This is a genomic window from Cellulosimicrobium cellulans, from assembly GCF_006539945.1.
Lineage (GTDB): Bacteria > Actinomycetota > Actinomycetes > Actinomycetales > Cellulomonadaceae > Cellulosimicrobium > Cellulosimicrobium cellulans.
Genome location: NZ_BJNZ01000003.1, coordinates 99,783 through 120,706, shown reverse-complemented (window position 1 = coordinate 120,706; position 20,924 = coordinate 99,783). Strand labels below are relative to the sequence as shown.

The 20,924-nt window shown below is 75.8% G+C and carries 21 protein-coding genes and 1 riboswitch; of the genes, 2 read left to right on the top strand and 19 right to left on the bottom strand.

Features of this window, described 5'->3' with window-relative positions:
- Positions 1 to 166 precede the first annotated feature (166 nt).
- Positions 167 to 2,080, top strand: a complete 1,914-nt coding sequence (locus CCE02nite_RS03410) for a DEAD/DEAH box helicase (RefSeq protein WP_141388191.1) — start codon at positions 167 to 169, stop codon at positions 2,078 to 2,080.
- Positions 2,081 to 2,166: 86 nt separating this feature from the next.
- Here CCE02nite_RS03410 and CCE02nite_RS03405 read toward each other — a convergent pair whose 3' ends face one another.
- The 8 genes from CCE02nite_RS03405 to rpe form a co-directional block, all read right to left on the bottom strand.
- A complete protein-coding gene (locus CCE02nite_RS03405; protein ID WP_141388189.1) occupies positions 2,167 to 2,661 on the bottom strand; it encodes a PH domain-containing protein in 495 nt (164 codons plus the stop codon).
- Positions 2,662 to 2,722: 61 nt separating this feature from the next.
- Complete coding sequence (gene hisG, locus CCE02nite_RS03400) at positions 2,723 to 3,577, bottom strand: ATP phosphoribosyltransferase (RefSeq protein WP_141388187.1); 855 nt, start codon at positions 3,575 to 3,577, stop codon at positions 2,723 to 2,725.
- Between the two features lie 109 nt (positions 3,578 to 3,686).
- Positions 3,687 to 3,950, bottom strand: a complete 264-nt coding sequence (locus CCE02nite_RS03395; RefSeq protein WP_024839663.1) for a phosphoribosyl-ATP diphosphatase — start codon at positions 3,948 to 3,950, stop codon at positions 3,687 to 3,689.
- A 73-nt stretch (positions 3,951 to 4,023) separates the two neighbouring features.
- Positions 4,024 to 4,491, bottom strand: a complete 468-nt coding sequence (gene ribH, locus CCE02nite_RS03390; RefSeq protein WP_141388185.1) for a 6,7-dimethyl-8-ribityllumazine synthase — start codon at positions 4,489 to 4,491, stop codon at positions 4,024 to 4,026.
- The gene (ribA, locus tag CCE02nite_RS03385; protein WP_255318609.1) at positions 4,488 to 5,915 is read right to left on the bottom strand and encodes a GTP cyclohydrolase II; all 1,428 of its coding nucleotides are present in this window, start codon (positions 5,913 to 5,915) and stop codon (positions 4,488 to 4,490) included. The genes ribH and ribA overlap by 4 nt, the downstream gene beginning before the upstream one ends.
- Positions 5,912 to 6,547: a riboflavin synthase gene (locus CCE02nite_RS03380; RefSeq protein WP_141388183.1), complete on the bottom strand. Its 636-nt coding sequence runs from the start codon at positions 6,545 to 6,547 to the stop codon at positions 5,912 to 5,914. The genes ribA and CCE02nite_RS03380 overlap by 4 nt, the downstream gene beginning before the upstream one ends.
- Positions 6,547 to 7,671 (bottom strand): bifunctional diaminohydroxyphosphoribosylaminopyrimidine deaminase/5-amino-6-(5-phosphoribosylamino)uracil reductase RibD, encoded by a 1,125-nt coding sequence (ribD, locus tag CCE02nite_RS03375; RefSeq protein ID WP_255318608.1) that lies wholly within the window; start codon positions 7,669 to 7,671, stop codon positions 6,547 to 6,549. Before ribD ends, CCE02nite_RS03380 begins: the two co-directional genes overlap by 1 nt.
- Positions 7,672 to 7,831: 160 nt before the next feature.
- Positions 7,832 to 7,955, bottom strand: a riboswitch (FMN riboswitch).
- Positions 7,956 to 8,173: 218 nt separating this feature from the next.
- Entirely contained in the window at positions 8,174 to 8,842 is a 669-nt protein-coding gene (gene rpe, locus CCE02nite_RS03370) for a ribulose-phosphate 3-epimerase (protein WP_141388181.1), read from the bottom strand.
- Positions 8,843 to 8,895: 53 nt separating this feature from the next.
- On the opposite strand from rpe, the gene CCE02nite_RS03365 reads away from it, so the two are divergent.
- The gene (locus CCE02nite_RS03365) at positions 8,896 to 9,495 is read left to right on the top strand and encodes a GNAT family N-acetyltransferase (RefSeq protein WP_255318607.1); all 600 of its coding nucleotides are present in this window, start codon (positions 8,896 to 8,898) and stop codon (positions 9,493 to 9,495) included.
- A gap of 120 nt (positions 9,496 to 9,615) precedes the next feature.
- On the opposite strand, the gene CCE02nite_RS03360 is transcribed toward CCE02nite_RS03365, so the two are convergent.
- The 11 genes from CCE02nite_RS03360 to gmk all read right to left on the bottom strand — a co-directional run bounded on the left by CCE02nite_RS03360 (position 9,616) and on the right by gmk (position 20,876).
- The gene (locus tag CCE02nite_RS03360) at positions 9,616 to 10,902 is read right to left on the bottom strand and encodes a type II toxin-antitoxin system HipA family toxin (protein ID WP_141388179.1); all 1,287 of its coding nucleotides are present in this window, start codon (positions 10,900 to 10,902) and stop codon (positions 9,616 to 9,618) included.
- On the bottom strand, positions 10,899 to 11,126 hold the full coding sequence (locus CCE02nite_RS03355; protein WP_141388177.1) for a helix-turn-helix domain-containing protein: 228 nt from the start codon (positions 11,124 to 11,126) through the stop codon (positions 10,899 to 10,901). The genes CCE02nite_RS03360 and CCE02nite_RS03355 overlap by 4 nt, the downstream gene beginning before the upstream one ends.
- 122 nt (positions 11,127 to 11,248) lie before the next feature.
- Positions 11,249 to 12,814, bottom strand: a complete 1,566-nt coding sequence (locus CCE02nite_RS03350; protein WP_141388175.1) for an RsmB/NOP family class I SAM-dependent RNA methyltransferase — start codon at positions 12,812 to 12,814, stop codon at positions 11,249 to 11,251.
- A gap of 134 nt (positions 12,815 to 12,948) precedes the next feature.
- Complete coding sequence (fmt, locus tag CCE02nite_RS03345) at positions 12,949 to 13,902, bottom strand: methionyl-tRNA formyltransferase (RefSeq protein WP_141388173.1); 954 nt, start codon at positions 13,900 to 13,902, stop codon at positions 12,949 to 12,951.
- 96 nt (positions 13,903 to 13,998) lie between these two features.
- Positions 13,999 to 14,646 carry an HAD family hydrolase gene (locus tag CCE02nite_RS03340; protein ID WP_170227204.1) on the bottom strand — a complete coding sequence of 216 codons (648 nt, stop codon included), beginning with the start codon at positions 14,644 to 14,646 and terminating at the stop codon, positions 13,999 to 14,001.
- Positions 14,643 to 16,982: a primosomal protein N' family DNA-binding protein gene (locus CCE02nite_RS03335; RefSeq protein WP_141388171.1), complete on the bottom strand. Its 2,340-nt coding sequence runs from the start codon at positions 16,980 to 16,982 to the stop codon at positions 14,643 to 14,645. The genes CCE02nite_RS03340 and CCE02nite_RS03335 overlap by 4 nt, the downstream gene beginning before the upstream one ends.
- On the bottom strand, positions 16,979 to 17,122 hold the full coding sequence (locus tag CCE02nite_RS20360; protein ID WP_170227203.1) for a hypothetical protein: 144 nt from the start codon (positions 17,120 to 17,122) through the stop codon (positions 16,979 to 16,981). Before CCE02nite_RS20360 ends, CCE02nite_RS03335 begins: the two co-directional genes overlap by 4 nt.
- The gene (metK, locus tag CCE02nite_RS03330; RefSeq protein ID WP_141388169.1) at positions 17,119 to 18,315 is read right to left on the bottom strand and encodes a methionine adenosyltransferase; all 1,197 of its coding nucleotides are present in this window, start codon (positions 18,313 to 18,315) and stop codon (positions 17,119 to 17,121) included. The genes CCE02nite_RS20360 and metK overlap by 4 nt, the downstream gene beginning before the upstream one ends.
- Before the next feature lie 63 nt (positions 18,316 to 18,378).
- The gene (coaBC, locus tag CCE02nite_RS03325; protein WP_141388167.1) at positions 18,379 to 19,665 is read right to left on the bottom strand and encodes a bifunctional phosphopantothenoylcysteine decarboxylase/phosphopantothenate--cysteine ligase CoaBC; all 1,287 of its coding nucleotides are present in this window, start codon (positions 19,663 to 19,665) and stop codon (positions 18,379 to 18,381) included.
- 104 nt (positions 19,666 to 19,769) lie between these two features.
- A complete protein-coding gene (gene rpoZ / locus CCE02nite_RS03320) occupies positions 19,770 to 20,048 on the bottom strand; it encodes a DNA-directed RNA polymerase subunit omega (RefSeq protein ID WP_047234226.1) in 279 nt (92 codons plus the stop codon).
- Between the two features lie 177 nt (positions 20,049 to 20,225).
- The gene (gene gmk, locus CCE02nite_RS03315) at positions 20,226 to 20,876 is read right to left on the bottom strand and encodes a guanylate kinase (RefSeq protein ID WP_141388165.1); all 651 of its coding nucleotides are present in this window, start codon (positions 20,874 to 20,876) and stop codon (positions 20,226 to 20,228) included.
- Between the last annotated feature and the right edge of the window lie 48 nt (positions 20,877 to 20,924).

The following is a 20,924-nucleotide window of genomic DNA, read 5'->3' as shown; positions in this document are numbered from 1 at the left end:
AGTTCGTCGCTCGTCCCGCGTGTGTCCGTGAGAGCGGCCGTCCCCCTCGATCATCCCTGATCGTCCTGGTGGCCGGCCTGGTGTGTTCGGGAGTGCGACCTGCGAGAACCGTCCTGGTGACCGCACGCCACTCCACACCCCGAAACGAAACGGTCCTCACCCCTTCATGACTGCTGACGTCCTCGCGCCCTCGCACGCCCTCGACCAGTCCGCCGACGCCCCCACCGAGCGCGCGGACCAGACCCTCCCCGAGCCGACCGCGCCCGCCGGGCCCGTGTTCGCCGACCTCGGCCTGCCCGCTCCCCTCGAGCGCGCCGTCGCCGACCTCGGCTTCGTCACCCCGTCCGCGATCCAGGCCGAGGCCATCCCGGCGCTCCTCGCCGGCCGCGACATCACCGGCGTCGCGCAGACCGGCACCGGCAAGACCGCCGCGTTCGGCCTCCCGCTGCTCGCCGCGATCGACCCGTCCCTGCGCCGCGTGCAGGCCGTCGTCCTGACCCCGACGCGCGAGCTCGCCATGCAGGTCGCCGACGCCGTCGAGTCGTTCGCGACCCACCTGCCCAAGGTCGACGTCGTCGCCGTGTACGGCGGCTCCCCCTACCAGCCGCAGCAGCGGGCGCTCGCGGGCGGCGCGCAGGTCGTCGTCGGCACGCCCGGGCGCGTCATCGACCACATCGAGCGCGGCACCCTCGTGCTCGACGACGTGCGCTTCCTCGTGCTCGACGAGGCCGACGAGATGCTGCGCATGGGCTTCGCGGAGGACGTCGACACGATCTTCTCCCGCGCCCCGCGCGAGCGTCAGGTCGCCCTGTTCTCCGCGACGATGCCCGCCCCGATCCGCCGCGTCGCGAACGAGCACCTCACCGACCCCGTCGAGATCGCCGTCGCCCGCCAGTCCTCCACGGTGACGAGCGTGCGCCAGACGTACGCCGTCGTGCCGTTCCGGCACAAGACCGGCTCGCTCGTGCGCGTCCTCGCCACGTCCGACGCCGAGGCCGCGATCGTGTTCACCCGCACGCGCGGCGCCGCGGAGGAGGTCGGGTCCGCGCTCGTCGAGCGCGGTATCTCCGCCGCCACCATCTCCGGCGACGTCGCGCAGAAGGAGCGCGAGCGGATCGTGGAGCGCCTGCGCTCCGGCGCGCTCGACGTCCTCGTCGCGACCGACGTCGCCGCGCGTGGTCTCGACGTGGACCGCATCGGCCTCGTCGTGAACTTCGACCTGCCGGGCGAGCCCGAGGCGTACGTGCACCGCATCGGCCGCACCGGCCGCGCCGGGCGCACCGGCGAGGCCCTGAGCTTCGTCACCCCGCACGAGCGCGGTCGCCTGCGCGCCATCGAGCGCACCACCCGCACCCCGCTCGAGGAGATCGAGGTCCCCTCCCCAGCGGACGTGTCCGCGCACAAGGTGCGGGCCCTGCTCGGCCAGGTCCCCGCCCGCCAGGAGGCAGGCCGCCTGTCCATGTACGTCGACATGGTGCGCACCTTCCTCGCCGAGCACGACGTCGACCCCGTCGACCTCGCGGCGGCCATGGCGGCGCTCGCGGTCGGCGACGACGGCCCCCGGGCCCGCGAGGAGCAGGAGCGGTTCGAGGCCGAGCGCGCCGCGGCGCGCGAGCAGGCCAAGGCGCGCCGCACCGAGCGCACGGGCGAGCGTCCGCGCGGCGAGCGCGCGTCGGGCCGCCGCGAGGGCGACGGCACGCGCGGCATCCGCCGCGACGCCGTCGGTACCCGCTACCGCCTGTCCGTCGGCCACAAGGACGGTGTGATGCCCGGCGGGATCGTCGGCGCGCTGACGAACGAGGCCGGCCTCGCCGGGTCGGACGTCGGCAAGATCGACATCTTCCCGTCCTTCTCCCTCGTGGACATCACCGCGCCGCTCGACGCGGAGACCATGGACCGCATCTCCCGCGCCCGGGTCGCCGGGAAGGCGCTGCGCATCCGCCTGGACGAGGGCGCGCCCGCGTCGCGCGGCCCGCGCGGCGGGCACGGCCCGTCCGGTCGTCGCGACGAGCGTCGCGACCGCTTCGACCGTGCCGACGACCGGGGCGAGCGCAAGCCCCGCCACCGCACCGCGTACTGACCGCTCCGGCGTCCGCCGCCGGCGACGCGAGCAGACGAACGGCCCCGGATCCGCTGGATCCGGGGCCGTTCGCGTACCGTCGCGCGTCAGGTGCGCGGTTCCTCGTGCGCCTCGCCGTGCGCCTGGACCAGCGCCGCGAGGCGCCGCGCATCCGCGTCCCCGCGGGCGCCGTCGGCCCGCTGGATCCCCATGACGGCGAGCGTCGACCCGTCCGCGAGGTCCAGGCGAACCCACGCGTCGCCGCTGCCGAACCGGACCGACACGACCTGCGCCCACTCGAGCTGCCGCGTGTAGATCACGTTGCGCACCCGCAGCCCGGAACGCGACGGGACCGCGTGCACCCCGCCGAGGCGCCACAGCAACCACGCCGCGAACAGCGCGAACGCCGCCAGCGACAGCCGGTTCACCCACGACGTGCCGAGCGGTCCCGTCGCCGACAGCCCGACGACGACGCACCCGCCGACGACCACGACACCGGTCGCCCACGCCGACACCAGCCCGAACCGGGGCCGGAACGGCCGGTACGGGTCGTCGTGGCGCTCCCCCGGCAGACCAGGATCGGGGAACGGGTCGGTGCTCATGCCGCCACCGTCTCACACCCGCACGACGCTCACCGGCGCCGAGCCCGAGGGGCGAGCGGGATCAGAGGCGGGACGCGTGGATCCGCGTGACGAGGATCGCTCGCGCCCCCACGTCGTACAGGGCGTCCATGACCTGGTTCGTCTGGTCGCGCCGCACCATCGCCCGCACCGCCGCCCAGTCGCGGTCGTGCAGCGGGGACACCGTCGGCGACTCCAGGCCCGGCGTGATCGCGACCGCCCGCTCCACGAGCTCGACGGGGACGTCGTAGTCCATGAGGACGTACTGGCGGGCCGTGAGCACACCCTGCAGGCGCCGGCTCAGCACCTCGACCCCCGCCGGGACGTCCGCCTCCGCGACCGCGCGCGGACGGATCAGGACCGCCTCCGACACGAGGATCGGGTCGCCGAACACCTCCAGGCCCGCGCCCCGCAGCGTCGTGCCCGTCGAGACCACGTCCGCGACGACGTCCGCCACCCCGAGCTGCACCGCCGACTCCACCGCGCCGTCCAGGTGCACGACCGTGGCCTCCACACCGTGCGAGCGCAGGTGTCCCTCGACCAGCACCTCGTACGACGTCGCCACGCGCAGCCCCTGCACCTGCTCCAGCGACGTCACCGCACCCGCCGGAGCCGCGTACCGGAACGTCGACCCGCCGAAGCCGAGCTGCATGTGCTCCACCGCGTCGGCGCCCGAGTCCAGCAGCAGGTCCCGGCCCGTGATCCCCACGTCGACCGTGCCCGACCCCACGTACACCGCGATGTCGCGAGGACGCAGGAAGAAGAACTCGACGTCGTTGTCCGGGTCGGCCAGCACGAGCTCGCGCGAGTCACGCCGCTGGCGGTACCCCGCCTCGCGCAGCATCTCGACGGCGGGCTCGGACAGGGACCCCTTGTTGGGGACGGCGATACGCAGCATGACAGGACCTTCGTTCAGGGGATCGGCAGCGGGTCAGGACGAGAACGGTGACAGAGCAGGGGCGAGCGGCGCTCGCGGCCGGGAGCGCGGCGCTCACCGGAGCGGCCGCTCACAGATGCTCGTACACGTCCTGCAGGCTCAGACCCTTCGCCAGCATGAGGACCTGCAGGTGGTAGAGGAGCTGGGAGATCTCCTCCGCCGTCTTCACGTCGCCCTCGTACTCGGCGGCCATCCACACCTCGGCGGCCTCCTCGACCACCTTCTTCCCGATCGCGTGCACGCCGGCGTCCAGCTCCGCGACCGTGCCGGAACCGGCAGGTCGCGTCGTGGCCTTCTCGGACAGCTCCGCGAACAGGGACTCGAACGTCTTCACGCGCCCCAGGGTATCCGCCACGCGGGAGAGACCGGGGCGCGGTCCGCCCAGCGGGCACGCCCCGGCCCCCGCGTCACAGGTCGCGCAGCGCCACCACCGTCGCGACCGCCGCCTCCGCCGCCTCCGCGCCCTTGTCCTCGCGCGACCCCTCCAGGCCCGCCCGGTCCAGCGCCTGCTGCTCGTCGTCGCACGTCAGCACCCCGAAACCCACCGGCACGCCCGTCCGCACGCTCACGTCCGTCAGGCCCGACGTCGCCGCCTGGCACACGTACTCGAAGTGCGGCGTCCCCCCACGGATCACCACCCCCAGCGCCACCACCGCGTCCGCACCGCGCTCCACCGCGCGCGCCGCCGCGACCGGCAGCTCGAACGACCCCGGCACCCGCACCACGCTCACGTGCGACACGTTCGCCGCCGCCAACGCCCGGCGTGCCCCCGCCAGCAACCCGTCCATCACCTCCGTGTGCCAGCTCGCCGCGACCACCGTCACCCGCAGCCCCGACCCGTCCACGCTCAACGTCGGCGCACCTGCCCCGCTCATCCCTCGTCCTCCTTCGTCTCGACGCCCAGCCCCTCGCCAGGCTCCACCAGGGCGGCCCCCTCCGGGACCGCCACCGTGTCCAGCAGATGACCCATCGCCACCTTCTTCGTCACCAGGTACGCCCGGTTGTGCTCCCCGTGACCCACCTCGATCCGCTCCGTCCCCACGACCTCGATGCCCCAGGCCACCAGGCCCGTCACCTTCGCCGGGTTGTTCGTCAGCAACCGCACCCGCGACAACCCCAGGTCCGCCAGGATCGCCGCCGCCGCCCCGTACTCCCGACGGTCCACCGGCCACCCCAGCTCCAGGTTCGCCTGCACCGTGTCCAGACCCGCGTCCTGCAGCTCGTACGCCCCGATCTTCGCCAGCAGCCCGATGCCGCGCCCCTCGTGCCCCCGCAGGTACACCACGGCGCCACCCTCCGCCGCGACCCGCTCCATCGCCGCCTGCAGCTGCGGACCGCAGTCGCACCGCAACGACCCGAACGCGTCACCCGTCAGGCACTCCGAGTGCACCCGCACCACCGGGACCCCCTCCGGCCCGACGGCGCTCGCGGCCTCCGCACCGACCTCACCACGGTCCGCCGAGCCCGCCGGGTCGACCGCAGGCACGAGAGCGACGTGCTCCGCCCCCGTCCGCAGATCCCGGTACCCGACCACCCGGAACCGGCCGTGCGCCGTCGGGAGCACCGCAGACGCGGTGCGGTGCACCCGACGCGCCAACGCCTGCCCGTCCGGCACCTCCGCGGCCACCGCCGGCGCCGGGTCGTGCACCCGACGCCACGCCACCAGGTCCGCGATCGTGATGAGCACCAGCCCGTCACGCTCCGCCAGCGCCGCCGCGTCCCCCAGACGCATCATCGTCCCGTCGTCGTGCACCAGCTCCGCGATCCCGCCGACCTCGCCCACCCCCGCCAGGCGCACCAGGTCCACCGCCGCCTCCGTGTGCCCCGCACGGTGCAGCACACCCCCCGGCACCGCCCGCAACGGCAGCACGTGACCCGGCCGGATCAGGTCCACCGGACCCGACGCCGGGTCCGCGAGCACCCGCAACGTCCGCGCCCGGTCCTCCGCCGAGATCCCCGTCGTCACCCCCGTCGCCGCGTCCACCGTCACCGTGTACGCCGTACGCCGCGGATCCTGGCTGTGCGGCACCATCAACGGCAGCTCCAACGCGTCCGCCCGCGCCGCCGGCATCGGCGCGCACAGGTACCCCGACGAGTGCCGGATCGTCCACGCCACCCAGTCCGCCGACACCCCCTGCGCCGCGAACACCACGTCCGCCTCGTTCTCCCGGTCCGGAGAGTCCGCCACCAGCACCGGTCGCCCCGCCCGGATCTCCGCCAGCGCCTCCTCGACCGACCCCAGGCGCACGCCCCCCGTCCCCTCCGGCACGGCGGCGCTCGCGGACCCCGCGCCCGTCACGACGCGCTCCGGGGAGCGGCGCCGGCACCAGAGCCCGACAGGAGCAAGCGTTCGACGTACTTCGCGAGCACGTCCACCTCGAGGTTCACCCGGTCGCCCGGCACCAGGCCACCGAGGATCGTCGCCTCGAGCGTCGTCGGGATGAGCGAGACGCCGAACGTCCCGTCGTCCACGCGCGTCACCGTGAGCGACACCCCGCTCACCGCGATCGAGCCCTTCTCGGCGACATACCGCGTCAGGCCCGCAGGCGCCGAGAACACCAGGTCGTCCCAGCGCGCCCCCGGGTCGCGGCTCACGAGCGTCCCGACCCCGTCCACGTGACCCTGCACCACGTGACCGCCCAGCCGCGCGTCCGCCCGGACGGCCCGCTCCAGGTTCACCGGCGACCCCGCCACGAGGTCACCCAGGGCCGTACGACGCAACGACTCCGGCATCACGTCCGCCGTGAACGACCCGTCACCCCCGAGGCTCGCGACCGTCAGGCACACACCGTTCACGGCGATCGAGTCGCCCAGCGCCGCGTCCGAGGTGGCGAGCGGCCCCTCGACCGTGAGCACCGCGTCCTCCCCCTCGCCGCCCGGGAACCCGATGTCCCGGACCTTCCCGATCTCCTCCACGATCCCCGTGAACATCAGCCGTCCCGCCCTTCCGTGCTCTTCCTGGACACCACGAGCGCGTCGTCGCCGACGCGCCTCACCTCGACCGTGCGGAACCGGTGCGCGTCGGCGATCGTCGCCACGCCCAGCCCGCCCACGGACCGCCGACCGCTCCCCAGCAGCAGCGGGGCCACGTACGCGTGCAGCTCGTCCACCACGCCCGCCGCGAGGAACGCCGTCGCGAGCGTCGGACCACCCTCCACGAGCACGTGCCTCACCTCACGGTCACCGAGCCGGGCCAGCACCTCACCGACGTCACGCGTCAGCAGGTGCACCAGCTCGCCACCCTCGCCGCGCACCCGCGCCGACGGCGGGATCCCCCGCAGCCCGACGACGACCCGCAGCGGCTGGTGCTCCGCGAGACGCCCGGCGCTCGCGGCATCCGCCGCGTGCACCCGTGCCGTGAGCTCCGGGTCGTCGGTGAGGAGCGTGCCCGTTCCGATGAGGATCGCGTCGACCTCGGCCCGCACGCGGTGCGCGTGCTCGCGTGCCGCCGGTCCGGTGATCCAGCGGCTCGTCCCGTCCTCGGCGGCGACGTAGCCGTCGAGCGTCGTCGCGGTCTTGAGCGTCACGTACGGCGTGCCCCGGCGCACGGACGTGAGCCACACGCGGAGGAGCTCCTCGCCCTCGGCGGCGCGCAGACCGCGCACGACCCGCACCCCGGCCGCGCGCAGGCGGTGGGCGCCGCCCGTCGCCACGGGGTTGGGGTCGGCGACGGCGTGCACGACCTCGGCGACGCCGGCGGCGACGAGCGCGTCCGCGCACGGCCCGGTGCGGCCCGTGTGGGCGCACGGCTCGAGCGTGACGACGGCGGTCGCGCCGGTGACGTCGACGCCGCGCTCCCGGGCGTCGGCGAGGGCCGCGGCCTCGGCGTGCGGCGTGCCCGCACCGCGGTGATGTCCCTCGGCGAGGACGGGCCGCGGGTGCGGGTCCAGCGACTCCGGCGAGGCGCCGTCGGGCACCGGCCGGCCGCCGGGGGCGGGCCCCAGGAGGACGCAGCCGACCCGGGGGTTGGGCCCGTACGCGGGCCCGCGAGCCGCGAGCTCGAGCGCGCGCGCCATCGCGGCGTCGATCGTCAGGGTGCGGGGGTGCTCGCCCATCGTCCTCCTCCCGGGCACGAGCGCTCCGGGGTGAGGGTGGGCGGCGGGGTCAGGCCTGGACCGGCCCGACGGCGTCGCTCACCACGGCGAGGCCGTCGCCGCGGTGGACGGGTGCACCGACGGGTCGCCGGAGCACCACGCCCTGGGCGTGGCCGCGCCGCACGTGCTTCCTCCCATCCGGACTGTCACCGTCGGTCCTGGAGTTCCACCAGGTCAACCGCGCGTGGGCGCGGGTCGCGGACTGTCACCGCCGGCTCGGAATTGCACCGACCCCGGAGCACGTTCGTGCGTACTGCTGCTCTCAACCGAGCATGCTACTCGCGCATTCCTCGGGACCGGCACGTCCGCCCGTCGAGCGAACGTGAACCGGGCCACCCCCCGCTTCTCCGTGCTGGTTGGTGAGGCGTCTCGGTCGGGTGGGGTGGTGATGATCGCTTGGCACACTATTTTTGTCGCCACGAGAGAAGGAGCCCTCTGCTCGGGCTCCTTCTCGGGTCGGCCGTCAGTGAGCGTGCGCCGAGGCGTCCGCCAGCTCGCGCAACGCCTGGATCTCACCCGGCACGCTCTCCGCCCCGTACACCGCCGACCCCGCGACGAAGACGTTCGCCCCCGCGTCGGCCGCCCGCTCGATCGTCGAGCGCGACACTCCCCCGTCGACCTGGATCCACACGTCCAGACCCGACTCGCTCACGGCCTCGCGCGCCCGTCGGATCTTGGGGAGCGTCCCGTCGATGAACGACTGCCCGCCGAAGCCCGGCTCGACCGTCATGACGAGGATCATGTCGACCTCCGCCAAGAGGTCCAGGAAGGGCTCCACAGGCGTCGCAGGGCGCAGTGCGAGGCCCGCGCGGGCACCGAGGCGCCGCAGCTCGCGAGCGAGCCGCACAGGGGCAGCAGCGGCCTCGGCGTGGAACGTCACGGACGACGCCCCGGCCTCCGCGTACGCCGGCGCCCAGCGGTCCGGGTCCTCGATCATGAGGTGCGCGTCGATCGGGACCGGTGACACCTGCGCCAGGCGCTCGAAGACCGGCAGCCCGAGCGTGAGGTTGGGCACGAAGTGGTTGTCCATCACGTCGACGTGCGCGTAGTCCGCGGTCGAGATGGCGTTCAGGTCGCGCTCGAGGTTCGCGAAGTCGGCGGACAGGATGCTCGGTGCGATGAGGGCTGCCATGGGCCCCAGCCTAGGGCGCGTCCCGCCGACGCCCGCGCTCGTACGCTCGTCCCGTGAGCACCCACTCCTCCCCCGGCCCGACCGCCCCGCCGGACGCTCCTGTCGCGTCGACCGCGGTGCACCCGACCGTGACGGTGCGACCCGTCACCGCGGACGACCTCGCGCGCGTCGCCGAGATCGCCGCTCCGTACGTCCGCGACACGTGCGTGACGTTCGAGGAGGAGGTCGGGGACGTCCCGGCCTGGCAGCGCAAGCTCGACGACGTCACCGCGCGCGGTCTGCCGTTCCTCGTCGCGGAGGTCGAGGCCCCGTCCCGGCCGGGCGGCACGAGCGACCCGGTGGTCGCGGGCTACGCCTACGCGTCCGCGTGGCGACCCAAGCCGGCGTACCGGCACACCGCCGAGGACACGATCTACCTCGACCCGGCCTTCGCCGGGCGCGGGATCGGCACCGCGCTCCTCGCCGCGCTCCTGGAGGCCTGCGCCGCGGCGGGGGTCCGCCAGGTCGTCTCCGTCGTCGCCGACGTGCCCGAGGCCGCAGGCTCGCTCCCCCTCCACCGCCGCTTCGGCTTCGTCGAGGCCGGCCGCCTGACCGCCGTCGGCTTCAAGCACGGCCACTGGGTGGACACGATCCTCCTCCAGCGTTCCCTCTGACCCGTCCTGCGGCGAGGCGGGCCGCCGACCAGGCGGTCTCGGCAGGTCGAGCAGGCGGAGCCTGTGCGTCAGGCGGTGCGGACGCGGCATGAGCACCTGCTCGGCCGGCGCGGTCGACGCTCAGGCGAGGAGGCCGCGGCGGAGGTCGGTCGTGCGCTGCTCGACGGTGCGCCAGGCGTGGCGGCTGACGCCGGGGTGGGCGTCGCGGTCGACGTCCGCGAGCGCCGCGAGGAGTCCGTCGAGGGTCTGGGCGACGGCGCGCTGGGCGCGGCGTCGGGGCAGGCCCCAGGTGGTGCCCTCGGTGACGAGGTCCTCGGCGGTGAGGCGGTCCATGTCGCGTTCTCCGGCGACGTCCATGGCGAAGACGCGCGAGGCGTGGTCGTGGTGGAGGTGCATGGAGACGTCGTAGGCGGGGGCGAGTCGTACGGTGCCGTCGGCGTGGCGCAGGACGGAGATGTTCTTGGCGTGGGCGTCGGTGTTGCCGATGGCGAGGTTGAAGGTGGTGAGGGCGAGGAGGGGGTCGGGGCGGGTGCCGTCGTCACGGAGGGTGCGGGCGATGGCGGCGAGGGAGGGGAAGCGGCGTCCGTGCTGGAACTTGCGTTCGGGGTCGCGGGTGTTGATGCCGAGGGCCTGTGCGGTGTCCTCCTGGTGGAGGCGTGCGGTGCCGGTGGGTTCGGCGGGGTCGGGGACGCGGTCGTAGCGGGTGACGACGATGGCGCGTTCGCCGTCGAGCTCGGTGACGTGGGCGTCGACGGTGGTGAGGCCGATGCGGCGGGCGAGGTCGAGGGCGGCGGCCTCGGTGTTGACGAGGTCGGCGGTGGGTGAGTCGGCGGGGCGGGCGACCTTGAGGATGTGGGTGGTGGGTGCGGAGCCGTGGGGGCGGGCCCAGCCGTGCTCGTCGTGGAGGAGGGTGATCTTGGGTTCCATGCCGGGCAGGGAGCTGGTGAGGTGGTCGGTGCGTCCTTCTCCCCCGCTGCGGGCGACGGCGGCGCGCAGGAGCCGCGCGACGGCGGTGTCGTCGAGTCGTTCGGGGGTGCCGGGGGTGGGGAGGGGCTGTCCTTCGGGCGCGAGGAGGACGGCGCCGGCGGTGTCGTGGCCGTAGTGGACGAGGAAGGCGAGGGCGTCGTCGGGGTCGATGCCGGCGTCGATGGCCATGGCGTCGCGCGTGCGGCCTTCGGGGAGGAGTCCGTCGAGCCAGGCGGCGACGCGCGCGGGGTGGGGCGAGGGTTCGTCGGGTGGGGTGATGGGGAGCAGGTGGGAGAGGACTCGGGCGTCGTGTCCCCAGCGGTCGAGGGCGTCGGCCGTCCAGGTGAGGGTGACGCGGGGCGTGCCGTCGGTGGTGCGCAGGCCGGCGGGTGCGAGGGTCGCGACGGGGGTGCCGTAGAGCCAGGCGGTGACGGTGGTCATCGGCGTTCCTGGAGTCGCAGGTCGACGTCGAGGGTGTCGAGGAGCTCGAAGAGTCGTTGGACCCAGAGGTTCTCGACGCCGTTCTCGAGCTCGGAGAGGTACTGGCGGGTGATGCCGAGCTCGTCGGCGACCTGTGCCTGCGTGAGCCCTCGGGTCCGGCGGACGCGGCCGAGGTAGGCGCCGAGGTCGCGGGGGCTCCGGGGGGTGGTCCAGGTGTCGGCCATGCTCGCTCTCCTGCCGTCGGCACGCGGGGCGCGTCAGGATTCCCTGACACGCTACGGCGTCAGGTTACTCCGACACACGTAGGTTGTCGAGATATGCCGACATCCATCTCGAGGCTCCGCCGTCACACCATCCTGCGCAGGAGAGTCAGGTGCATGGCGTCGGTGCCGTGGACGTGCGGCCAGAGCTGGACGTCCTGGCGGTCGCCGAGCTCGATGGTGCCGCGCGCCTCGGGACGCACGACGTCGCGCACGACCGCGGGGGCGTCGAGGAGCTCGACGTCGTCGCGGCGGCGCAGCACGTCGGCCACGACGACCTGGGTCTCGGCGAGGTGGGGCGAGCACGTGACGTAGCCGACCACTCCCCCGGGCCGGACCGCGTCCAGGGCGGAGTCGAGGAGCTCGCGCTGGAGACCGGTGAGGGTCGCGAGGTCGGCAGGGGTGCGGCGCCAGCGGGACTCGGGGCGACGGCGCAGCGCCCCCAGGCCCGTGCAGGGGGCGTCGAGGAGCACCCGGTCGTACGCGCCCGGCTCGTCCTGCCCGACGGCGCGCCCGTCGCCCGTGCGGACGGCCTCCACGGCGTCGGCCGGGACGGCGGCGAGCGCCTTCTCCACGAGGCGTGCACGGTGCGGCTGGACCTCGTTGGCGACGAGGCGCGCGCCCCGCTCGGCCGCGAGCGCCGCGAGGAGCGCGGCCTTGCCCCCGGGGCCGGCGCACAGGTCGAGCCAGCGGGCGTCGTCGGTCCCGGCGAGCGGTGCCGCGGCGAGGGCGAGGGCGACGAGCTGGCTGCCCTCGTCCTGGACGCCGGCGCGGCCGTCGCGGACGGCGGAGTACGCGGCGGGGTCGCCGCCCTCGAGCCGCAGCGCGGTGGGTGCCCACCGGGCGGGCGTGACGCGGTCGTCGCCGTCGGCCAGCTCGTCGGGGTCGGCGAGGCCGGGGCGGGCGACGAGCGTGACGCGAGGGGCGTCGTTGTCGGCGGCGAGGAGCGCGTCGAGCTCGGCGACGGGGCGTCCGTTGCCGGCGAGGGCGTCGCGCAGGGCGCGGGCGATCCAGACGGGGTGGCTCTGGGTGGCCGCGAGCGCCGCGAGGTCGTCGGGGGCGTCGTCGGCGATGGTGGTGAGCCAGTCGTCGAGGGTGGTGCGCGCGACGCGGCGCAGGACGGCGTTGACGAGCTGGGCGCTGCCGGCGCCGGTGCGTTCCCGGGCCAGGCCGACCGTCTCGGAGACGGCGGCGTGCTGGGGCACGCGCATGCCGAGGAGCTGGTGCGCGCCGAGCCGCAGGACGTCGAGCACGGGCGGGTCGAGGCGGTCGAGGGGGCGGTCGAGGCAGAGCGCGAGGATCGCGTCGTAGCGACCGCGCAGGCGCAGGGTGCCGTAGGCGAGCTCGGTGGCGAACCCGGCGTCGCGGCCGCGGATGCCGCGCTCACGCAGCAGCGGGGGCAGGACGAGGTTGGCGTAGGCGTCGGAGCCGTCGACCTGACGCAGGACGTCGAACGCGACGGCGCGGGCCGGGTCGGTGCCCTTGCGGCGCTGGGAGGGCGCGTTCGAGCTGCGGGACGTCTCGCCGCGGGATCGGGCGGCGCCGCGCTGGCGGCCGCGCGCGTCGCGGCGCTCGTCGTCACGGCGCTCCCGGCCGCCGTCCGCACTGTTCGAACGGGCGTCCGAGCCGCTGCCGCGGGTGGCTCCAGACATGTTCGAACGCGCGTTCGAGTCCCGTCCCCCACGCCGGTCCCCGCTCGCCGAGTCGTTCGAACGTGCGTTCGATCCACCGGTCGACGGGCGGCGGGACGCGTCGTCGCGGTCGCGGTCCGCGGGCGTGCCGCCGCTCATCGGACGACCTCCGCGCCGAGCACGAGATCCTCGGGGAGGCGGGCCCCTCGGGCCCAGTCGGCGGCGGGCATCTGCTTCTTGCCCACGGGGGCGACGTCCCCGAGCTGGACGGCGTGCGTCGCGGTGCCGACGAGCACCTCCTTCTTCCCGGCCCGCACGCGCCCGGGGGCGAGGTCGGTGACGTCGGGGCGCGGCGTCACGGGGCCGAGCCCGAGGCGGACGGGCGCGCCGTCGGGACCGGGGACCGTGGTCCAGGAGCCCGGCGCAGGGGTGCAGCCGCGCACGAGCCGGTCGACCGCGAGCGCCGGGTGGTCCCAGCGGACCTCTGCGTCGGCGGGCGTGAGCTTCGCGGCGTGGGAGACGCCGTCGGCGGGCTGGGGCTGCGGGCGCAGGGTCCCGTCCTCGAGCGCGTCGAGCGTCGCGACGAGCAGCCCCGCGCCGGACCGGGCGAGGCGGCCCAGGAGGTCCCCGGCGGTGTCCCGGGGTCGGATGGTCTCGGTCGTCGTGCCGAGCGTGGGGCCGGAGTCCAGGCCCTCCTCGATGAGGAACGTCGTGGCGCCGGTGACCTCGTCCCCGGCGATGATCGCGCGCTGCACGGGCGCGGCGCCGCGCCAGGCCGGCAGGACGGAGAAGTGCAGGTTGACCCATCCGTGGCGCGGCACGGCGAGCACGTCGGGGCGCAGGATCTCCCCGTACGCGACGACGGGTGCCGCGTCGACGTCGAGCTCGGTCAGGCGTGCGAGGAAGTCCTCGCCGCGGGGGCGGTCGGTGATCACGGGGATCCCCGCCTCCTCGGCGCGCACGCGGATGGGGCTCGGGGTCAGGCGCCGTCCCCGGCCCGACGGCGCGTCGGCGCGCGTGAGGACGGCGACGACGTCGTGGCGGGAGTCGAGGAGGGCGTCGAGGGACGGGACCGCGGTATCCGGGGTCCCGGCGAACAGCAGGCGCATGGGCCCGAGTCTAGGTGCCGCCCCGCTCCCGCCCCGCAGGACGTCGTCGGTCGCGGTCGTCGTCCTCGCACGGCCATCGACGTCCCGTCGTCACCGTCACGGCGCGACGTGGACGCCGAGGTGTCGCAGGGCGGCGCGCAGGCCGGGCGTGCCGTCGAAGAGGTGCGTGCGCAGGCCGAGCCGGGCGGCGGCGTCGATGTTCGCGGCGCTGTCGTCGGTGAAGAGCGTGCGGGCCGGGTCGAGGCCGAAGCGCTCGACCGCGAGCGCGAAGATCGCCGGGTCCGGCTTGGCCAGGCCCTCGCGCCCGGAGACGAGCACGTCGTCCATGAGCGTCGTCGCGGGCGCGGCAGGCGCGGCGTGCGGGTAGAGCTCCGCGGACCAGTTGGTCAGGCCGTACAGGCGCAGCCCGAGGTCCCGCAGCTCGCGCACGAGCGCCTCCGAGCCCTCCACGGGACCGGTGAGCGTCGCGGGGAACTCCGCGACGTACCGGTCCAGGAGCGTCACGTGGTGCGGGTGGGAGGCCTCGACGGCGGCGCGTGCGTCCGCCCACGTGGCTCCCGCGTCGCGCTCGTGGTTGAGGACGCGGAAGTCGACGTCGGCGAAGAACGCGTCGACGACCTCACGGTCCAGCCCTGCGTAGGCGCCGTACGGGTCCCAGCCCACCAGGACGTTGCCGAAGTCGTACAGCACGGCGTCGATCGCGCGCGCCGGGGCGCCGTCGGCCGTCGCGGGGTGGTGCGTCACAAGATCTCCTTCGGGTCGAGCTCCACCCGCACGCTACCCGGCTCGCGCCGCGCCGAGCGCACCGCGAGCGACGCGGCGAGCTCGCGCGCGAGCCGCCGACCGTCGCGGACAGGCACGCGCACGACGGCGCGCACCGGCGGGGCGTCCAGCAGCCCCGGTCCCGCGCCGTCTCCGGTCCCCGCGCCCGACCCCGTGCCCGTCCCGGCGCCCGGCGCACGCCCGCGCGGCGGAGGCGCGGGCACCTCCACCGGTCCGAGGACGGCGTCGGGCCGCGCCAGCTCGACCCGCCCCAGCAGGGCCGCGACCGCCGGACGGTCGCCCGTCACCGCCGCCACCCGCACGGCGGGCGGCAACGACAGCTCGGCCCGCTCGTCGAGCTCGCGGTCCGCGAGGAGCGCCGGGTCCCAGCGCACGAGCGCGTTCGTCGGTGCCGGGGCGGCGTCGCCGACGAGCAGCACCTGCCCGCCCGCCGTCGCCGGACGCACCAGCGCTGCCGCGGCGAGCCAGCGCGCGAGCGCGTCCTGCGCGACGTCCAGTCCGACGTGCGCGGTGCTCACCGCGGCGTCGAGCAGCAGCGCGGCCACGTACCCGCCCTCGGCGACGGGCTCGGCACCCGGCGTCGCGACGACCAGCGCCGGACGCGAGGACACCGCGCCCAGCACCCCGCCCGCCGCGGCGGCGCCCGACACCTGCACGGGGACGCCCGCGAACGCGCGCCCCAGCTCCTCCGCCGTGCGCTGCGAACCGACCCGCACCGACCGCAGGCCCGTCCAGTGGCACTCCGCGCACGACCAGCCGCCCGCGAGCGCCCCGCACCACGCGCACTGCGGGGTCGCGCCCGCTCCCGACAGCGCGAGCGGGCCGTGGCACACGGTGCAGCGCGCGGGGGTGCGGCAGCGCCCGCACGCGACGACGGGCACGTACCCGGAGCGGGGCACCTGCACCAGCACCGGTCCCTGCTCGAGCGCGGCGCGTGCCGCGCGCCACGCCGCCGTCGGGATGCGGGCCGCGGCGCCCGGGCCCTCGGCCGCGAGCTCCACCGACGTCAGTGCCCGCACCCGGGGCGCGCGCGCCCGCACGACGTCGCGCGGCGCGGCCAGGTCGTGCGCCCAGCCCCGCGCGACGAGCGCGTGTGCCGCGACCGTACGGCCGTGCGACCCGAGGAGGAACGCGGCCCCCTCCTGGTCGCTGCGCAGCGCGAGCACCTCGCGCGCGTGCGGGTAGGGCGCGCGCGGCTCGGCGAGCGTGTCCTCGCCGTCGTTCCAGCACACCACGAGCCCGAGGTCCGCGACCGGGGCGAACGCCGCCGCCCGGGTCCCCACGACGACGCGCGCCCGCCCGTGCAGCACGGCGAGGAACCCGCGGTACCGGGGGGCCGGCCCCTCGTCCGCGGTCAGGCGCACCACCTCCCCGCCCGTGGCCGCGTCCCACGCGGGCAGGCCCGCGGCGTCCAGGGCGGCGCACACCTGGTCCACGTCGCGCGCGTCCGGCACGACGACGAGCGCCCCCCGGCCGCCCGACCGCGCGGCGCGCACCGCCTCCGCGACCGCGGCGGCCCAGTGCGTCACGGGCAGGGGGTCCGCGCCCCGGCGCGCCCGCCCGGCGCCACGCCCGCGCTCGACCGAGGCTGTCCCCGAGTCAGGAGGGGCGGGCGGCGCGAGGCCGGGCAGTGCGGTCCACACGGCCCGCGGGGCGCCCCCGCCCGCGACGTGCGCGAGGAACGCCGCTCCGGCGCGGTACGGGGCCCACACGGACCCGCCGGACGCTGCCGGGGACCCTCCGGCCTCGGGCGCGTCGAGGTACGGCTCGCCGGCCCCGGCGTCGCCCACCGGTGGCGTGCCACCCGTGGCGTCGCCCTCGGGTGCCGCGGCGACGGCGGCCGCGAGCGCCTGCTCGGCGCGCGCGTGCCGCGGGGGGACGGCGAGGCGGAGCACGTCCGACAGGGTGCCCGCGTAGTGGTCGGCGACCGAGCGCGCGAGCCGGGCCACGGCGGGCGAGAGCACCTGCTCGGGCGAGACGACGCGGCGCAGCGGCAGGAGGCGGCCGTCGTGGTCGGACCGCTCGGTCCGCTCCAGGACGTACCCGTCGACGTCGCGGCCCGCGAACCGCACCTTGACCCGGACGCCGGGTCGCGCGTCGTCGGACATCGCCGCGGGTACGAGGTAGTCGAACGCGCGGTCCAGGTGCGGGGGCGCCAGGTCGAGCGCCAGCCTCGCGACGGGCAGGTGTGCGGCGACCTCCTGGGACGGCGCCGCCGGACGCCGCGGAGCGGGGGCCACGGAGACACCCGGCAGGGTGTCCTGCACCGCCTGCGACGTGTCCTCGGGCTCGCTCACGACGTCATCGAACCACGCGCCGCCGTCACGACCGGGTGGGCGGACAGCGCCTCGGCGAGCACGAGGACCGGCGGGTGGACCGGCTGGTGGGCCAGCAGCCGGACCAGGACGGCCGCGCGAGGCCGGGCCGGCCTCCTCACACCTGGGACTGCAGGTCCGCGACGCGGTCCGTGCGCTCCCACGTGAACTGCTCCAGCTCGCGCCCGAAGTGCCCGTACGCGGCCGTCGCCGCGTAGATGGGGCGCAGCAGGTCCAGGTCGCGGATGATCGCCGCGGGACGCAGGTCGAACACCTCGCGGATCGCGGCCGTGATGCGCTCGACCGGCACCTTCTCCGTGCCGAACGTCTCGACGTACAGGCCCACGGGGTGCGCCTTGCCGATCGCGTACGCGACCTGCACCTCGCAGCGGCGCGCGAGGCCCGCCGCGACGACGTTCTTCGCGACCCAGCGCGTCGCGTACGCGGCAGAGCGGTCCACCTTCGACGGGTCCTTGCCGGAGAACGCGCCGCCGCCGTGACGGGCCATGCCGCCGTAGGTGTCCACGATGATCTTGCGCCCCGTCAGGCCGGCGTCGCCCTGCGGGCCGCCGACGACGAACGTCCCCGTCGGGTTGACGAACAGGCGCGTCTCGCGCGTGTCGAGGTCCACCCCCGCGGCCTCGAGGACCGGCGCGACGACGTCGTCCGCGACGAGCCGGTGCAGCGCGTCCTGGAGCACGTCCGGGTCGTGCTGCGTGGACAGGACCACCGTGTCGAGCGTGACCGCACGGTCGCCGTCGTACCCGATGGTGACCTGCGTCTTGCCGTCCGGGCGCAGCCCCGGCACCGTCCCGTCCCGGCGCACGAGCGCGAGGCGCTCCGCGAGGCGGTGCGCGAGCCAGACCGGCAGCGGCATGAGGCTCGGGGTGTCGTCGCTCGCGTACCCGAACATCAGACCCTGGTCACCCGCGCCCTGCGCGTCGAGCGGGTCGTGGTCGCTCTGGTCGTCGCGCTCCTCGAGGCTCTTGTCGACCCCCTGCGCGATGTCGGGCGACTGCTGCCCGATCGACACCGAGATCCCGCACGAGTCCGCGTCGAACCCGATCGCCGAGGACGTGTACCCGATGCGGCGCACGACGTCGCGCACGATCTGCGGGATCTCGACGTACGCGTCGGTCGTCACCTCGCCCGCGACGTGCACGAGGCCCGTGGTGACCATCGTCTCGACCGCCACGCGGGACGTCGGGTCCTGCGCCAGGAGCGCGTCGAGGATGGAGTCGGAGATCTGGTCGCACACCTTGTCCGGGTGCCCCTCGGTGACGGACTCGGACGTGAACAGACGCAGATCAGCCATGCCGCACAGCCTACTGTCCCGAGGCGTGGGCGCGGGCATCCGGTAGGCGAGACGAGACGCGGGTCACTCCGCCCGTGCGACCCCGCCGCCCAGGGACCCCGCGGCCACCCGGCCCGCGACGGCGTCCCACACGGCGTCCGCCACCGCGCGCTTGGTGCCGCCCGCCGTCGCGACGACCTCGCCGGCCCCGTCGACGACGGTCACGTCGTTCGCGTCGACGCCGAACCCGAGCCCCTCGCCCACCGCGTTCACGACGAGCAGGTCCGCGCCCTTGCGGCGCGCCTTCGCCCGGCCGTGGTCGAGCACCGACCCGTCCGCGTCGCCCGTCTCGGCTGCGAACCCCACGACGACCTGGCCGGCGCGCAGCCGGTCGTGCGCGAGCTCGGCGAGCACGTCCGGGTTCTCCACCAGCGCGATCGGCTCCGGCCCGCGGCCGGGCACCTTCTTGATCTTCGCCCCGGGCGCGTGCGCCGGGCGGAAGTCCGCGACCGCCGCGGCCATCACGACGACGTCCGCCGACGCCGCCGCGGCGCGCACGGCCTCGCGCAGCTGGGCGGTCGTCTCGACCGCGACGACGTCGTCCAGGGCGGCGCCCTGCACCAGCGCGGCGACGTCCGGGGCGAGGTTCGCCGCGACGAGCGTCACGTGGGCGCCCCGCGCCCGCGCCGCCCGCGCGAGCTCGACCCCCTGGCGCCCGCTGGACCGGTTGCCGATGAACCGGACCGGGTCGATCGGCTCGCGCGTGCCGCCCGCGGACACGACCACCCGTCGGCCCGCGAGGTCGCGCCCCGCAGCGGCGTCCGCGACGCCGGGACCGTCGCCGGAGCCCTGCGCGACGGCCAGCGCGACGCGCGCGATCTCGTCCGGCTCGGGCAGGCGGCCCGGGCCCGTGTCGGCACCCGTCAGGCGGCCCGACGCCGGCTCGATCACGTGCACGCCGCGCTCGCGCAGCGTCGCCACGTTCGCGCGCGTGGCCGGGTGCTCCCACATCTCGGTGTGCATCGCGGGCGCCATCACGACCGGGCAGCGCGCGGTCAGCAGCGTCGAGGTGAGCAGGTCGTCCGCCCGGCCCGACGCCGCCCGCGCGAGCAGGTCCGCGGTCGCGGGCGCCACGACGACGAGGTCCGCGCCCTGGCCCAGCGCGACGTGCGGCACGTGCTCCACGTCCTCGAACACCTGGTCCGTCGCGGGCTCGCCCGACAGCGCCTCCCACGTGGGCGCGCCCACGAACCGCAGCGCCGACGCCGTGGGCACCACGCGCACCCGATGACCCTGCTCGCGCAGCAGCCGCAGCAGCAGCACGGCCTTGTACGCCGCGACCCCGCCGCTCACCCCGAGCACGATCCGCATGTCGCTCCTCCCGCCGGTCCGGCTCCACACCGCGCCCGCCCGGCCCGGACGGCCGTGGACGCACGAACGCCGCGCCCCCCTGCGGAGGTGCGCGGCGTACGGGCTCAGGCCTCGTCGGCCTCGTCGGGCTCGGCCTCGATCGTCAGCAGGCCCGCGTTGATCTCCCGCATCGCGATCGACAGCGGCTTCTCCTGGTTGCGCGTCTCGAGCAGCGGCCCGACGTTCTCCAGCAGACCCTCGCTGAGCTGCGAGTAGTACGCGTTGATCTGGCGCGCACGCTTGGCCGAGTAGATGACCAGCGCGTACTTCGAGTCGACGTGCTCCAGCAGGTCGTCGATCGGCGGGTCGGTGATGCCCTCGGGGGCGGCGACGGTTCCGGACACAGTTCGCTCCGTGGGTTCAAGGGTCTGCAGCCGAGGGCTGCAGCTGGTCGATGGCGGCGGCGCGCCGACCGCTCCGTCCGGGGCCGGGCGGGCGCGGCCCCGAGCTGTCGCCGGGTCCGCGGACCGGGCCTGCGGCCCACCGGGGAGCGGGCCCGCGCGCGGGCACCGCAGGACAGTCTACTCGCTGTGCTGCTCGGTGCGCCCGGACGTCGCGCGGCCCGCCGATCGCGCGGGCTCGCCCGTCCCGCCCTCGACGGGCCGGGGCTCGAGCCCCATGACGCGCACGAGCTCGTCCGTCGCGCGGTGCACCTCGTCGTTGACGATGACGTGGTCGAACTCCGACTCCGCCGCGAGCTCGACCCGCGCCGTCGTGAGCCGGCGCTCGCGCTCCTCCGCGTCCTCCGTGCCGCGGCCCACGAGGCGGCGCACCAGCTCGTCCCAGCTCGGCGGGGCGAGGAACACGAACCGCGCCTCGGGCATCGAGGCGCGGACCTGGCGCGCACCCTGGAGGTCGATCTCCAGGAGCGCCGGCACGCCCGCGGCGAGCTTTTCCTCGACCGCGCGCCGGGGCGTGCCGTAGCTGTTGCGACCGTGCACCACCGCCCACTCGAGCAGCTCGCGCTCCGCGACCATGCGGGCGAACTCGTCCGTGCCGACGAACAGGTAGTGCACCCCGTCCACCTCGCCCGGCCGCGGGTCGCGCGTCGTCGCCGACACGGACAGCCACACCTCCGGGTACCGGGCGCGGATGTCGGCCGAGACCGTCCCCTTCCCGACGGCGGTCGGTCCGGCCAGGACGGTCAGACGGGCGGGGCTGGGTGAGACCACCGGCGCCGTCGCCCCCTCGGCGGGGACGGACGGCGTCGGCTCGGACGG

What these genes read in the sequence shown, in the direction of transcription:
- ribH (WP_141388185.1), bottom strand. Translation starts at nt 4,491, where the DNA reads ATGAGCGGGGCAGGTGCGCCGACGTTGAGCGTGGACGGGTCGGGGCTG.
- CCE02nite_RS03355 (WP_141388177.1), bottom strand. Translation starts at nt 11,126, where the DNA reads ATGGCCGACACCTGGACCACCCCCCGGAGCCCCCGCGACCTCGGCGCC.
- metK (WP_141388169.1), bottom strand. Translation starts at nt 18,315, where the DNA reads ATGGCTGATCTGCGTCTGTTCACGTCCGAGTCCGTCACCGAGGGGCAC.
- ribD (WP_255318608.1), bottom strand. Translation starts at nt 7,671, where the DNA reads ATGGGCGAGCACCCCCGCACCCTGACGATCGACGCCGCGATGGCGCGC.
- CCE02nite_RS03350 (WP_141388175.1), bottom strand. Translation starts at nt 12,814, where the DNA reads ATGTCTGGAGCCACCCGCGGCAGCGGCTCGGACGCCCGTTCGAACAGT.
- rpe (WP_141388181.1), bottom strand. Translation starts at nt 8,842, where the DNA reads ATGGCAGCCCTCATCGCACCGAGCATCCTGTCCGCCGACTTCGCGAAC.
- CCE02nite_RS03380 (WP_141388183.1), bottom strand. Translation starts at nt 6,547, where the DNA reads ATGTTCACGGGGATCGTGGAGGAGATCGGGAAGGTCCGGGACATCGGG.
- CCE02nite_RS03410 (WP_141388191.1), top strand. Translation starts at nt 167, where the DNA reads ATGACTGCTGACGTCCTCGCGCCCTCGCACGCCCTCGACCAGTCCGCC.
- fmt (WP_141388173.1), bottom strand. Translation starts at nt 13,902, where the DNA reads ATGCGCCTGCTGTTCGCCGGGACCCCGGATACCGCGGTCCCGTCCCTC.
- hisG (WP_141388187.1), bottom strand. Translation starts at nt 3,577, where the DNA reads ATGCTGCGTATCGCCGTCCCCAACAAGGGGTCCCTGTCCGAGCCCGCC.
- coaBC (WP_141388167.1), bottom strand. Translation starts at nt 19,665, where the DNA reads ATGCGGATCGTGCTCGGGGTGAGCGGCGGGGTCGCGGCGTACAAGGCC.
- CCE02nite_RS03405 (WP_141388189.1), bottom strand. Translation starts at nt 2,661, where the DNA reads ATGAGCACCGACCCGTTCCCCGATCCTGGTCTGCCGGGGGAGCGCCAC.
- CCE02nite_RS03360 (WP_141388179.1), bottom strand. Translation starts at nt 10,902, where the DNA reads ATGACCACCGTCACCGCCTGGCTCTACGGCACCCCCGTCGCGACCCTC.